This is a genomic window from Paenibacillus sp. sgz302164 (assembly GCF_056120505.1).
On the sequence record NZ_JBVYOL010000013.1, the window covers coordinates 104,180 to 117,650 of the forward strand.

General features: G+C 55.6%; 11 protein-coding genes and 1 pseudogene. 11 read left to right on the forward strand and 1 reads right to left on the reverse strand.

Translation table 11 applies throughout. The features are described from left to right. Positions 1-97: 97 nt before the first annotated feature. The 4 genes and pseudogenes from AC0LWT_RS21580 (at position 98) to AC0LWT_RS21595 (ending at position 4,343) form a co-directional block, all read left to right on the forward strand. Complete coding sequence (locus AC0LWT_RS21580; RefSeq protein WP_474683337.1) at positions 98-1,282, forward strand: LLM class flavin-dependent oxidoreductase; 1,185 nt, start codon at positions 98-100, stop codon at positions 1,280-1,282. Between the two features lie 36 nt (positions 1,283-1,318). Beyond that, positions 1,319-2,630 (forward strand): annotated as a pseudogene (locus AC0LWT_RS21585) (ABC transporter substrate-binding protein). Position 2,631: 1 nt separating this feature from the next. After that, positions 2,632-3,507 (forward strand): carbohydrate ABC transporter permease, encoded by an 876-nt coding sequence (locus AC0LWT_RS21590; RefSeq protein WP_474683460.1) that lies wholly within the window; start codon positions 2,632-2,634, stop codon positions 3,505-3,507. Positions 3,508-3,527: 20 nt separating this feature from the next. Beyond that, positions 3,528-4,343 carry a carbohydrate ABC transporter permease gene (locus AC0LWT_RS21595; RefSeq protein ID WP_474683338.1) on the forward strand — a complete coding sequence of 272 codons (816 nt, stop codon included), beginning with the start codon at positions 3,528-3,530 and terminating at the stop codon, positions 4,341-4,343. A 218-nt stretch (positions 4,344-4,561) separates the two neighbouring features. Here the strand turns inward: AC0LWT_RS21595 and AC0LWT_RS21600 are convergent, their stop codons facing one another. Continuing rightward, positions 4,562-5,044, reverse strand: a complete 483-nt coding sequence (locus tag AC0LWT_RS21600; protein WP_474683339.1) for a hypothetical protein — start codon at positions 5,042-5,044, stop codon at positions 4,562-4,564. Positions 5,045-5,679: 635 nt separating this feature from the next. Here AC0LWT_RS21600 and AC0LWT_RS21605 point away from each other — a divergent pair. The 7 genes from AC0LWT_RS21605 to AC0LWT_RS21635 all read left to right on the forward strand — a co-directional run bounded on the left by AC0LWT_RS21605 (position 5,680) and on the right by AC0LWT_RS21635 (position 13,469). Next, positions 5,680-7,008 carry a DRTGG domain-containing protein gene (locus AC0LWT_RS21605; RefSeq protein WP_474683340.1) on the forward strand — a complete coding sequence of 443 codons (1,329 nt, stop codon included), beginning with the start codon at positions 5,680-5,682 and terminating at the stop codon, positions 7,006-7,008. A gap of 263 nt (positions 7,009-7,271) precedes the next feature. Then, the gene (locus AC0LWT_RS21610) at positions 7,272-7,565 is read left to right on the forward strand and encodes an HPr family phosphocarrier protein (protein ID WP_474683341.1); all 294 of its coding nucleotides are present in this window, start codon (positions 7,272-7,274) and stop codon (positions 7,563-7,565) included. Positions 7,566-7,596: 31 nt separating this feature from the next. Further along, complete coding sequence (locus AC0LWT_RS21615; protein WP_474683342.1) at positions 7,597-8,490, forward strand: LysR family transcriptional regulator; 894 nt, start codon at positions 7,597-7,599, stop codon at positions 8,488-8,490. Between the two features lie 47 nt (positions 8,491-8,537). After that, positions 8,538-9,872, forward strand: coding sequence for an LLM class flavin-dependent oxidoreductase (locus tag AC0LWT_RS21620; protein ID WP_474683343.1), 1,335 nt, complete (start codon positions 8,538-8,540; stop codon positions 9,870-9,872). Positions 9,873-9,919: 47 nt separating this feature from the next. Further along, positions 9,920-11,575, forward strand: coding sequence for an ABC transporter substrate-binding protein (locus AC0LWT_RS21625; RefSeq protein WP_474683344.1), 1,656 nt, complete (start codon positions 9,920-9,922; stop codon positions 11,573-11,575). 21 nt (positions 11,576-11,596) lie between these two features. Further along, entirely contained in the window at positions 11,597-12,523 is a 927-nt protein-coding gene (locus tag AC0LWT_RS21630) for an ABC transporter permease (RefSeq protein ID WP_474683345.1), read from the forward strand. A 52-nt stretch (positions 12,524-12,575) separates the two neighbouring features. Then, positions 12,576-13,469: an ABC transporter permease gene (locus tag AC0LWT_RS21635; protein WP_474683346.1), complete on the forward strand. Its 894-nt coding sequence runs from the start codon at positions 12,576-12,578 to the stop codon at positions 13,467-13,469. Positions 13,470-13,471: the final 2 nt, after the last annotated feature.

Below are 13,471 nucleotides of genomic sequence, written 5' to 3' on the forward strand. Positions count from 1 at the left end.
AACCGGCAATGAGCGCTCATTGTCGTTTTTATCGACTTTATATCCAATTAAGTGCATAGGAATAATTAAAATAATCCATTCGACAGGAGAGCCTGAGATGAGCATTCATGACGATATTCAATTCGGCTGGTTTTTGCCGACGTCCGGAGACGGCCGGTACGTGGGTGTCGCCCCCGAGCGGGAAGCGACGATCGATTATTTGATTCAGGTAGCGCAAACGGCGGAACGGTCCGGCTTTGAGTTTGCTTTAATTCCGACGGGGGGCGCTTGTCTGGACGCCTGGGTGGTCGGCTCCGCCGTAATGAGCCATACGCGGACGCTGCGCCCGCTTGTCGCGGTGCGCCCGGGGCTCGTAGCGCCCGTGCTGGCGGCGCGCATGGCGGCGGCGCTGGATGTACTGTCCGGCGGCCGGGCGATGATCAACGTCGTCACCGGCAGCTCGGTGCAGGATCTGGAGGAGCTCGGCGATCCGCTGGCGCATGAACATGACGAGCGGTACGTCCGGGCCGGCGAGTATATGGAGGTCATGCGCCAGGCCTGGACGCATTCCGACGGTCTGGCGGCCTCGGAATTTGCGGAACACGGTGCGGACACCGGCGATGCCCGGGTTGCTCAGGCTCCTTTTCAAGGCAAGTACTACCGCTTTAACCGCCCCGTCAGTTCGCCGCAAACGGTGCAAAAGCCGCATCCGCCCTTTTACCTGGGAGGCAGCTCGCCGATTGCCAAAAGGGCGGCGGTCGAATACGCCGATACGTATCTCATGTGGGGGGAGCCGCACGATTGGATCGGAGAGCAGATCCGCGAAATCGAAGCGATCCGGGCCGCATACCGCGAGGAAAGCGGCATCGACAGACAGCTGCGCTACGGGCTTAGGGCGCAAGTGCTGATTCGCGACACCGAGGAGGAAGCGTGGGCGGCGGCGTGGGAGTCCATCAGCAAAGTGTCGCCGGAGGCGTCGCGCAAGGCGCAGGAGGCTTTCGCCCAAACCGATGCGACGAACCAGCGGAGGCAGAACGAGCTGCGCGAGCTTTCCAAGAACGAACGTTTCGTCGTCGGGCCGAATCTGTGGACGGGCTTGTCGCTCGTCCGCTCGGGCGGAGCCATTCTCATCGTCGGCACCGGCGAGCAGGTGGCTGACCGCTTGATTGAATACGCCGAGCTTGGCGTGTCCACGTTTATTTTGTCCGGCTACCCTCACCTGGAGGAAGCGGAAAACTTCGGCAGGGAAGTGCTGCCGGTATTCCGGGAAAAATGGCGGCAAAAAACCGCGCATCATACGTAAACCGATAACAATGACAAGATCAAGGGGGCATTATCCATGAAACATAGACAGTTTGGCACGACGATCGCTTCGCTTGTGCTTGCGGCCGCTTTAACGGCTTGCGGCAGCGCGGGCACATCGCAGTCATCCCCGGCTGCTGCGGGAGGCAGCGGTTCTCCCGGTCCGGCGGCCGCATCGGCGGCTCCTTCCGGCAAGCCGGTGACGATCAGCTTCATCCATTGGCGCGGCGAGGATGTCAATTCGCTGAACGGCATCATCGACAAGTTCCAGCAGGAAAATCCGAACATCAAGGTTGAGATGCAGACGATGCCTTCCGACCAGTACCAGTCGACCGCGCAGGCCAAATTGGCGGACGGCTCTGTGGGCGACGTATTTACGTCTTTTCCTGGGGCGCAGTTCCAGGCGTTGGCGAAAGCGGGGCTTTTTACGGATTTATCCGGCGAAAAGTGGCTGGCGAGCTTCAACGAACCGCTTGTCGAGGCAGGCAAAAAAGACGGCAAACAGCTTGCAGTGCCGTATCAGCTCGTATACAACGATCCCATCTACAATGTAAAACTGTTTGAAAAATATAACCTGACCCCGCCCAAAGACTGGGAAGGCTTCCTGGCGCTTTGCGAAACGCTCAAATCCAAAGGAATCATCCCGATCGCCTTTGCCGGAGCGGATATCGGACCCGGGCAGTTCATGAACGCGATGGTGATGAACAACGAGCCGAGCACGGACATTTTCACCAAAGTGGAAGCCGGGCAGGCGAAGCTTACGGACGATTGGTGGGTGAAGACGCTCAGCCAGTTTAAGGAACTAAGCGACAAAGGCTACTTCCAGCCTAACGCGCTGGGCACGAAGGATGCGGCTGCCGGCGCGCTGTTCATCCAGGAAAAAGCGGCGATTTTGGCCAGCGGCTCCTATCAGCTTGCGCAAAACAAAAAGCAAAACCCGAATCTGGAGCAAAAGCTGCTCGCTCCGAATCACCGTGCCGGCCGACCAGGCCAAATTTGAAGGCATTCATACGAGCACGTTTATGCTGGCCGTGAACAGCAAATCGAAACACCCGCAGGAAGCGAAGAAGTTCGTGGAATTTTTGAGCAAAAAAGAGATCGCCGGGCAATACGCCAATGAAACCGGGCAAAATGTGACGGTCAAGGACGTTCAATACTCCAGTCCGGAGCTTCAGGTCGCCACCGGGTGGGCCGGCAAAAAAACGCTTTTCCAGCCGCGCTTTACGATTACGAATGCGGACAATCAAAAGGCTGTGACCAATTCCATTCAAGCGGTGCTCGGCGGCAAATCGCCACAAGATGCGGCTAAGGAAGCGCAGGCCATTGTCGATCAGCACATCGGTAAATAAGATGAAGCGGGGCCGTTACACGCTGTGGCTGTTTCTGCTTCCCGGCACACTGCTCTATGCGGCGCTTTTCGCCTGGCCGACAGTTACGGGATTGTTGTACTCCTTCACCGATTGGGACGGCGTGTCGCCGTCCTATCGCCTTGTCGGCCTGAGCAATTATGCGGATACGCTGCACAGCATCGTGTTCCAAAAAGCGCTGCTCAACAACGTCAAATTCATGCTGGCCGTCGTCGTCTGCCAGACCGCGCTTTCGCTGGTTCTTGCGCTGCTGCTCGCGAAAAACGGCAAAATAAACGTGTTTCTCCGGGCTTTGTATTTCTTTCCGGCGATTCTTTCGTCCGTCTCGGTCGGCCTCATCTGGTCTTTTATGTACGATCCCTCGATAGGGCTTATCAATGTGGCGCTGCAGGAGTCGGGGCTCGGCGCATGGAGCCAGAATTGGACGGGAGGCGTTCATATCGCCCTGTACTCGATTGCGGCGGTGCAGGTATGGGCGCATGCGGGGCAGATGATGATCGTATTCGTTGCCGGTCTGCACGGCATCCCGGAGGAGCTGTACGAAGCGGCCCGGATGGACGGCGGCGGCAGGTGGCAGGTGTTCCGCCGTGTCACATGGCCGCTGCTGGCGCCTTCGGCGACGATCGTGGTCGCCTATACAACGATTCAGTCGTTTAAAGCTTTTGACCTCATTTTTACGATGACGGACGGGGGGCCGAACTATGCGACGGAAATTTTGACGACGTATATTTATCACTCCGCGTTTGCCGGTTATGCTTTCGGGCCCGCATCCGCAGGGTCGGTTCTGTTTCTGATTTTGCTGTCCGCGCTGACGGCTTTGCAGTTTAAAGCGCTGCGTGCGGACCGGGTTTCGTATTAAGTGAAGAGGAAGATCCCGCCATGCTCATAAAATGGTTCGGCCGCGCCGTACTGCTCGTCTATGCGGCGCTTATTGCCGCCCCTGTGTACTTCGTATTGATGTCGTCTTTCAAAACGACGCAAAACTTTTTCGCCAAGCCGCTCGGTTGGCCCGCGCCTCTTACTTTGGACAATTTCGCGTCGATGTTCAAGACTCAGCCGCTCGGCCGGTACTTTTTGAACAGCGCTTTCGTGACCTTGGGGACGGTGCTGCTGGAGCTCGTTTTGGCCAGCTTGATCGCGTACGCGATATTCCGGCTCGGCGGCAAAATCGGCACTGCGATTTTCGCCCTGTTCGTGGCCGGACTGATCGTGCCGTCGCAGGTCAACATGCTGCCGATCTACGCGCTGGCCCATAAAATGGGCTGGTCGGACACCTTAGTCGGACTGATCCTCGTTTCCACCGCGATGCTGATGCCTTTATCCGTATTTATGCTGCGCGGATTCATGCAGCTTCTCGGCAAAGAAATAATGGAGGCGGGGAGCATCGACGGGGCGGGCGAATGGACGCTTTACCGGCGCATTGCGCTGCCGCTGTCCGCGCCGTCGCTGGCGGCTACGGCGACATTTCTTTTTGTCATGGTGTGGAACGACCTGCTCATTCCGATGCTGCTGCTGAACGGCAAGTCGAAGCTGACGCTTCCGCTGGCGATGCTGCAGTTCCGGGGCGAGTACGTCACGAACTATCCGATGCTGCTGACGGGAGTCGTCATTACGGCCGCGCCGATGGTCGTTATGTTTTTGCTGCTGCAGCGGCATTTCGTCGCCGGGGTCATGGCCGGGTCGTTAAAAGGATAAAAGCAGGAGATGCACTGCCTCGGGGAGGCGGGGGCGTCTCCTGTTTTTTTGTGTTGTACTGTGCCTGCTTGTTGTCGTGAACACTGTTACGTGTTTTATTTGAGCAGCATTGCGCCTATTTTTTGTCGTGAGCACTGCGCGCGTTTTATTAGAGCAGCTTTATGCCCGTTTTTATTAATATAAAATAAAGTTTGTTAAATAAATGTTGTATAATAATTTTATTTAGTTATATAATATAAACAAATATTGATTAATGTATTATTATAATTGTGAGTGGCGATTGAAGGGAGAGGCAGTTTATGAAAAGTTTGGCGGCGTCGACGGATGCTCGATTTGGGAAATTGGCAGGCAAGCGAATGTTTGACTACTACGGGGAACGGCAGCAAAAGAACACTGACCGCACGGAGCACGACGAATGCGGGGAAACGGCGTTTTATCCGCTTTCTCCGGTCTGTTTGGCTTTGTATGCCGCATTTGAAAGCGATACCATAATAATTGGCGGCGCTAAACAGCGGTACTTTTAACCGAAAGCTAACAAGCAAATCCAACCGTGCACGAAAAACCTGCAAAAGTGCATCTTTTTGCTCCCGGAAGGCCTGATTTCGGAAAATACCTGCAAATGTGCAGGCATTTCGGGACATATTGCGGCTCTGGGCCATCATGGCGGGGAATTCCTGCACAATCGCAGGCTTTTCCGGCAAACGAGCCGCTCTCGTCGAAAAAGCCTGCACTTTTGCAGGCTTTCGTGCCGGAGGCTGCTCTAAGTGAGCCGGCGCGTAGCCAGTTGCCGTTTAACGTGAAGCCGAGCCGCTCAGCGGCCGCTTCGCCAACGCCCGCGCGGGGCCGCAGCATGTGCCGGCGCTCATTTTCAACGGCTGCCGAGGTCGAGCGGCGCCCCGCCAAACGAGTTGCGATCCTGCTTCAGTAAGCGGCAAGGTTTGGCGCAAGTGTAGCGTATAACATTTTACTGGAGGGATAATGATGGAATGCCCGGCTTGTCAAGGTCAAAGTCAAGGTCAAGGTTATGGATATTTGGAGGAGAAAGATGGTTCGGCGGATACACGGCAGCAGCAAGCGGAAATCAAGCCCATTGCATGCGGCAAAGATTTGCTGCTATGGCCGAATATGTGTCCGGCCTGCGGGGGTAGCGGATTTGCGGATGTTTCGTTTTAAAGCGGCGGCAGCGCCTTGGAGTGTGGGGACGGAGTTGCTTTTTGCATATATAACTTCTATTTGTTTCAGCGGACAGACTCCTCGATGACGGGGCGTCTGTCTTTTTTTTATTTCGTGTAATATAATGTTCTCAATGTTATATAACAACCAGCGAGGTGCGGCAATGAGTACGGGGCATTCGGAGCTTCACACAAAGCACGAGCAAATTACCAAATACATTGAGTCGCTGCCTGTCGGCGCGAAAATATCGGTGCGGCAAATTGCGCAGGACCTTGACGTCAGCGAAGGAACCGCTTACAGGGCGATCAAGGATGCGGAAAACGGCGGGCTTGTCAGCACCAAAAGGCGCATCGGCACGATCCGCATGGAAAAGAAAGAGGAGCCGCAGATCGATAAGCTGACGTTCGCGGAGATCGTACGCGTCGTCGAAGGCGTCGTGCTCGGCGGCTCGGCGGGCATCCACAAATCGCTGAACAAGTTCGTGATCGGCGCGATGCAGCTTGAAGCGATGCTGAAATATATCGAAGCAGGCAATTTGCTGATCGTCGGCAATCGCGTGCAGGCGCACATGTGCGCCTTGAGCCAGGGCGCCGGCGTGCTGATTACCGGCGGGTTCGATACGACCCCGGAGGTGAAGCAGCTGGCCGACGAACTGGAACTGCCGATTATCGGGAGTTCCTTCGATACGTTTACGGTTGCGACCATGATCAACCGCGCCATGGAAGACCGGCTGATCAAGAAAAAGATTTTGAGCGTGGAGGACATTGTGCACGTCGACGAACCGGTGTATTCGCTCAGGCCGGAAAACACGGTCAAAGATATGCAAAAGCTGGTGGAGGAAACGACGCACACCCGCTATCCGGTGCTGGACGAAAACCGGGTGCCGATCGGGATGATCACGACCAAGGACATTATGGGAGCGAAGCCGGGCCAAACGGTCGAATCGCTGATGACGCCGAATCCGCTCATGATCAGCCTGAAAACTTCGGTGGCGTCCGCCGGACATATGATGGTGTGGGAGGGCATCGAGCTGCTGCCGGTGATCGATGCGGAGCGCAAAATGATCGGGATCATTTCCCGCAAAGACGTGATGAAGGCAATGCAGTACATGCAGCGCCAGCCGCAGAACGCCGAGACGTTCGAGGTGCAAATATACGCGGGCATCGACGAGCTGCGGGACGAGGAGGGCAAGCTTTATTTTCAAGGCACCGTAACGCCGCAAATGACGAACTACGAAGGCATGGTGTCCGAAGGGATATTGACGACGCTGATGATCAGGGCGGCCTACCGGACGGTGCAGGAGCAGAAAAAGGGCGATCTGATTTTGGACAGCTCATCGAGCTATTTTTTGATCCCGCTGCAAATCGATGACGAAATACGGATCGTGCCGTCGATCATCGAGATGAGCCGTCGCTTTTGCAAGATCGACATGGAGATTGTGGCCAAAGGCGCCCGCGTGGCCAGATCGATGTTCACGGCGCGCATATTGTAGTTTGAAAAACCATTGACAAATCCATCGGTAACAGCCTATAATTTAAACACGAGTAAAAACATCGGAATTATAGGGATCGACCAGAGGAACTGGAGATACTTCACCCGCGAGCGGGTTGAATGTGTCTCTTTTTTGTTTGCAGCGCTCCAGCGCGCAGAACAGCATCCGGATTGGCGAATTAACCTGCCCATGAGCCTGTTCACGCGGTCGCTTATTTTCGAAGAGGGTTATCTCATACGATCTCATCACTTGGAGGTACGAATATGAAAATCGAATGGACATTTACGATGTCCCGCGTATGGACGATCGATCGCGTACTGGATTTTGTCTCGATGGCGAACCGGTATGTTTGCAATATTTATTTGGGCAGAAGCGGAAAAATGCTAAACGCAAAAGGATTACTGGGCGTCGTAACACTCAGCCTGTCGCTAGGCGAGAACGAAGCCGTTCATCTTCACCTGGTGGGCTCCGACGCAGAGGAAGCTTTTGAGCAGCTGGCCGTTTATTTGCAAAATCCCGACCGCTCCCTTTGCGAATTATACCCGCAGAGCTCTTGAACAAGCGCAGGCCGGAAAGGAAGGTGCCGTCATGAATATAGAAAACATCGAGGCTTTCGTTTATGTCATTCATTTTAACAGTTTTAACAAGGCGGCGGACGCTTTGTTTTTATCCCAGCCATCGGTAACGGCGCGCATTCAGTCGCTCGAACGCGAGCTCAACACGCTGCTTTTTGAAAGGGAAGGCAGGAATTTTTCGCTGACGGATAAGGGAAAGCAATTCCTCCCCTACGCGCAGCAAATTCTCCAGACGTACAAAAAGGGCAGGCAGCAGCTGCAAAATTTGCAGGCGGCCCAGAGCGAGCTGCGTATCGGCTGTACCGTCTCCGTCGCCAATTATGTCATACCCGAGATCGTGCCGCTGATCAAGAAAAAGCACCGCCATCTTCAGATCAAGCTGACAACGGCTCCTACGGAAACGATTCTTGAGAAGGTGCTGAACAAGGAAGTCGACATCGGGCTGATCCGCAACGTCACGCATCCGCATTTGGACTGTGCGGCCTATTATGAGGATCCGATTCGCCTGTTTGTCCATCGCGGTCATCCGTTTGCGCAGCGAAAACATGTTTCCGTCGAGGATATCAGCCGCGAGCCGCTTGTACTTTTTGAGTGCGGGTCGCTGGATTGGATGAAAATTCACCGCCTGTTCGCAACGCTCGACCATCCGCCGCTCATCGAATACCAGATCGACAACCTGGAGACCGCCAAAAAGCTCGTGGTCAAAGGGATGGGGATCAGCTTTCTTCCCTTCCTTTGCGTCCGCAAAGAGGTGCAGGAAGGGCTGCTCGTCCCGATCGATCTTCCCGCGCTGTCGGGCGTATCGCTGCGCACGAATCTCATTTCTCTGAAGGAGGCGGAATCCGGCTTTCACTACGCGCTGCTGGAAATCGCCAAGGAGCTTGACTTGAAAGTCAGCGCCTCATAGAACAATTCTATTTTTCGATAGAGGCGAAAAAAGAGGAGGAATATCCCATGTCCAAACAAAGAAAAATCAAATTCGGCGCCATTATTCACGGTGTCGGCGGCAATATGTCCTCATGGAGGCACCCCGATGCCGTCGTTGACGCCAGCGTCAATTTTGCCCATTACAAACAGCAGGCGCAAAAAGCGGAAGCGGGCAAGTTCGATTTGGCGTTCATCGCAGACGGGCTGTACATTAACGAAAAATCGATCCCGCACTTTTTGAACCGGTTCGAGCCGATTACGATTTTGTCCGCGCTCGCCGCCGTCACTTCGCGGATCGGGCTCGTTGGAACGCTTTCGACTTCCTACAGCGAACCGTTTACGGTGACGCGGCAGTTCGCCTCGCTCGATCACATCAGCAGCGGCCGGGCAGGCTGGAACGTAGTGACGTCGCCGCTCGAAGGCTCGGCGCTGAACTACGGCAAGACGCTGGAGGAGCATCCGGCCCACGAGAAACGCTACCGCATTGCGGCGGAATATTTGCAGGTGACCAAAGGGCTGTGGGATTCCTGGGAAGACGACGCATTCGTGCGGGATAAGGAGTCGGGCGTGTTCTTCGATCCCGGCAAGCTGCACCGCTTGAATCATAAAGGCGAATTTTTCTCCGTTCAGGGGCCGCTCAATATCGCGCGTTCCAAGCAGGGACAGCCGGTTATTTTCCAGGCGGGATCTTCGGAACCGGGTAAAAATCTCGCCGCCAAAGAAGCGGACGCGGTCTTTACCGGGCACCCGACGCTGGAAGACGCGCAGCGCTTTTATCAGGACGTAAAAAGCAAAGCAGCCGCTTACGGCCGTTCCGAGGACGATATCGTCATTATGCCGGGAATCAGCCCGATCATCGGACAGACGGAGGAAGAGGCGGAGCGCAAATATCAGGAAGTGGCGAATTTGGTTACGATCAAAGACGCGCTCGACTATTTGGGACGCTTTTTCGATCATCACGATTTTACCCAATATTCGCTGGACGAACCGTTTCCGGAGCTGGGCGATATCGGCAAGAACAGTTTCCGCAGCACGACGGACCGCATTAAGGACAACGCCAAAAAGAACGGCTTGACGCTGCGTCAGGCTGCGCTGCAAGCGGCGACTCCGCGCCCGCTGTTCATCGGTACGCCGGCCAAAGTGGCGGATTTGATCCAGGAATGGTTTGAGGGGCGCGGAGCGGACGGGTTTATCGTCGGCGCCGGCTTCCCGAACGGGCTGAACGATTTTGTCGATGACGTCGTGCCGATTTTGCAGGAGCGTGGCCTTTACCGCACCGAGTACGAAGCCGATACGCTGCGCGGAAATCTGGGTCTGCGCATTCCGGAAAACCGCTACGCCAAAGTGAAGGTTAACCGGTAATCATCGCCGGCGATTTGCTGAATTGAAATAAAAAAGGGGCGTTGAACATGAAAGCAGCGAGGTTAAACAAACGGATACGATTCGGCGCGCTGACGATGGCGCTTGTGTTGGCATTATCGGGATGCGGCTCGGCGAAGAACGGCAGCGGGGCCGCTCCGTCTTCGGGCGGCAAGCAGGACGAGAAGCAGGCGGCCCAGCCCGGAGGCGAGCTGACCTACGCGCTGGCGACTTCGCCGGATACCCTTGACCCGCATCGAAGCGGTCTGGCCGTAGCGGTCCGGGTCATCCGGACGATCTATGACAGTCTGGTCGTGCAGCTGCCCGACAACAGCATCAAGCCTTGGCTTGCGACGGAGTGGACCGTTTCGCCGGACGGCAAAAGCTACACGTTCAAGCTGCGCAAGGACGTGAAATTTCAGGATGGGACGCCGTTCAACGCGGAAGCCGTCAAATTCAGTTTCGACCGGATTCTCGATCCGGCGACGAAAGCGGCGAATGCGGCTGCGCTGCTTAAGCCGTACAAGTCTTCCGAGGTCATCGACGAATACACGGTGAAGTTGAATCTGGAGACGCCGTCCAGAGCGTTTTTGGGCAATTTGAGCCAGGCTTTGCTCGGCATCGTATCGCCGACGGCAGCCAAAAAATACGGCGACCAATTCGGCAAAAATCCGGTAGGAACCGGTCCCTTCAGCTTTGTGAAATGGGATGAGAACGCAGCGATCCAGGTGAAGCGCAACCCTGATTACAAGTGGGCTCCGGAAATTGTCGACAACAAAGGTGCGGCATATCTGGAGCAGATTACATTCAAAATCGTGCCGGAAGAGGCAACCCGCATCGGCAGCGTGCAGAGCAAGCAGGTGCTGGCCGCAGAAACCGTGCCTCCGCAAAATATCGTATCGCTGAAATCCGATCCGAACGTGCAAGTGCTGCAGGTCAATACGGTAGGTCTGCCTTATACGCTTTTCTTTAACCAAAGACGCCCGCCCTGGAACGAGGTGAAGGCGCGGCAAGCCGTCCAGGCTGCCATCGACGTTGACGCCATCGTCAAGACGCTGTATCTCGGCACGTATCCGCGAGCGTGGTCGCCGCTGACGCCAGGTACCTTCGGCTATGACGCTTCTTTGGAAAACTCCGTGAAGCCGGACACGGCCAAGGCGGGCAAGCTGCTCGATGAGCTCGGTTGGGTCAAAGGCGCCGACGGCATCCGCGAAAAAGACGGGAAAAAGCTGACGCTCCATTACGTGGACGGCTCCCCGAACCGCGAGAAGCGCAACGATATCGCGGCCATGATCCAGCAGCAACTGAAACAAGTCGGCATATCCGTAGAAGTGGAAATTACGAAAGATGTCGCAAACGTTGTCTATACGAAGGGGAACTACGATTTTTACGGCAACAGCCAGGTCAATTCCGATCCGAACGCGCTGTACTCTTTTTATCATACGAGCGATCCGAAAGGCCGGGGAAGCATATCGGGGCTTTCCGATCCGGCCGTAGACCAATTACTTGAGCAGGGCGCAGTCGAAACGGATGACAAGAAGCGGGCCGACATTTACAAGCAGATTCAGCAGTATATCATCGATAACGCGGTTATCATTCCGGTGTACGTATTCCCGTATACGGTAGCCGCAGCGAAGTCGGTAAAAGCCTTGAAATTCGATGCTCTCGGCTATCCGCTGTTCAACGATGTCAATCTTCAAAAATAACCGGGCAAGGAGCTGGCGGCTATGACGAGAGCGATTGCGGAACGTTTCCTGGTTTCCTTGTTCGTTATTGCGGGTTCGATGGTGCTCGTGTTCTGTATCCTTTACGTGCTTCCCGGGGACCCGGTTCTGTCGATGATCGATCCCGCTTCCATGACCCCGGAGGCGATTGCCAATCTGCGCCGCCAGTTGGGACTCGACCAGCCTTTTTACGTACAATTCGGCCAATATTTTGCCGCGATCGTCCATGGGGATTTCGGCAAATCGGTCTTGAACAGCGAACCGGTTTTGCCCAAAATTTTGCAGCATTTTCCGGCTACGCTGGCGTTGACTTTAGCGAGTTCGCTCATCTCGGTCATCGTCGGGGTGCTGCTGGGCGTGCTGTCGGCGATCCACCGCAACAAGGCTGTTGACGTGGCGGCCCGCATCGTCGGCTTGTTCGGCATCTCGATGCCGACGTTCTGGTCGGGCATTTTGCTCATACTGATCTTCTCGGTGTACTTGGGATGGTTTCCGGCGATGGGCTCGGACGGCATCGAAACGCTCGTGCTGCCGGCTCTAGCGCTCGGCTTTGTCGGCGCGGGGTTCATCGTCCGGATGGTGCGCAACAGCATGCTCGAAGTGATTCACGAACATTTCATCGTGACGCTGCGCGCCAAAGGGCTGTCGGAGAACATCGTGATGTACCGGCATGCGCTGCGCAATGCGCTGATCCCGGCCATTACGATTATCGGGATTCATATCGGCGATCTGATGGCCGGGACGGTCGTCATCGAAACGGTATTCTCCAGGCAGGGCATCGGCCGAATTCTCGCGGATGCCATTATGGCCAAAGATTTGCCGGTCGTCCAGGGCGTCGTCTTCTTTTCGGCAATTGTTTATGTCATTGTGAATTTGCTCGTTGACGTTTCCTATGCCGTTATCGATCCCCGGGTAAGGCGCAAAGCTTGAAGCGGATTCGGGCATAACGTCGGGCACAACGAATAGAAAGGAGAGCGGACTGATGAAAGAAGTGATTTCCGCAAAAGTAGTCTGGCGGGAAAAGAGGCCGCAGGCTTCCCCACCCCGAATCGTTAGCAAATGGACCGCCGCCGAGGTGTTCGTCTGTCTGGCGGCGCTGGTGTCGCTGTTCATCGTCGGCTGTGCCATAGCTCCGCAGTGGATCGCGCCGTACAAGGCGACCGAGATGTTCGCGGATCATATTCTCAGCCCGCCGAGCACGTCGCATTTGTTCGGAACCGACTATTTCGGCCGGGACGTATTCAGCGTCGTCGTCTACGGCAGCCGCGATTCGCTGTTTATCGGGTTCGCTTCCGTGCTGGTCGGCGGTTTGACGGGAGGCGCGATCGGCGCGCTTTCGGGCTACGTCGGCGGTATCGTCGATACTGTGCTTATGCGGTTTATCGACGTGTTGATGACGATTCCGGGCATACTGCTGGCGCTGGCGATTGCCGCAGCGCTCGGCCCTCATTTGTTCAATATCGTTTTGGCGGTTGCGGTCTCGGCGATTCCCGGATACGCAAGGGTGATGCGCGGTCAAATGATCAGCGTTAAAAACCGCGCCTTCGTGACCGCCTCGCGCTCCATCGGAACTTCCAAAGCGCAAATATTTTTGCGCCATGTGCTGCCGAATGCCTGGTCGCCGATGCTGGTAATGGCGACCATCGGACTCGGGTCCTCCATTTTGGTCGGATCGGGGCTCAGTTTTCTCGGATTAGGCGTGCTGAAGGAAATTCCCGATTGGGGAACGCTGCTTTCGCAAGGAAGAGGCTATTTGACGGTCGCCTGGTGGATGTCGACTTTCCCCGGTCTGACGATTACGTTATTCGTGCTTTCCGTCAACTTGATCGGAGACTGGCTGCGCGATTCCATGGATCCGAAGCAAAGCAGGGCATAGGA

Excerpts from the sequence above, each read along its gene's own strand:
- AC0LWT_RS21580 (WP_474683337.1), top strand. The coding sequence starts at position 98 with ATGAGCATTCATGACGATATTCAATTCGGCTGGTTTTTGCCGACGTCC.
- AC0LWT_RS21590 (WP_474683460.1), top strand. The coding sequence starts at position 2,632 with ATGAAGCGGGGCCGTTACACGCTGTGGCTGTTTCTGCTTCCCGGCACA.
- AC0LWT_RS21595 (WP_474683338.1), top strand. The coding sequence starts at position 3,528 with ATGCTCATAAAATGGTTCGGCCGCGCCGTACTGCTCGTCTATGCGGCG.
- AC0LWT_RS21605 (WP_474683340.1), top strand. The coding sequence starts at position 5,680 with ATGAGTACGGGGCATTCGGAGCTTCACACAAAGCACGAGCAAATTACC.
- AC0LWT_RS21610 (WP_474683341.1), top strand. The coding sequence starts at position 7,272 with ATGAAAATCGAATGGACATTTACGATGTCCCGCGTATGGACGATCGAT.
- AC0LWT_RS21615 (WP_474683342.1), top strand. The coding sequence starts at position 7,597 with ATGAATATAGAAAACATCGAGGCTTTCGTTTATGTCATTCATTTTAAC.
- AC0LWT_RS21620 (WP_474683343.1), top strand. The coding sequence starts at position 8,538 with ATGTCCAAACAAAGAAAAATCAAATTCGGCGCCATTATTCACGGTGTC.
- AC0LWT_RS21625 (WP_474683344.1), top strand. The coding sequence starts at position 9,920 with ATGAAAGCAGCGAGGTTAAACAAACGGATACGATTCGGCGCGCTGACG.
- AC0LWT_RS21630 (WP_474683345.1), top strand. The coding sequence starts at position 11,597 with ATGACGAGAGCGATTGCGGAACGTTTCCTGGTTTCCTTGTTCGTTATT.
- AC0LWT_RS21635 (WP_474683346.1), top strand. The coding sequence starts at position 12,576 with ATGAAAGAAGTGATTTCCGCAAAAGTAGTCTGGCGGGAAAAGAGGCCG.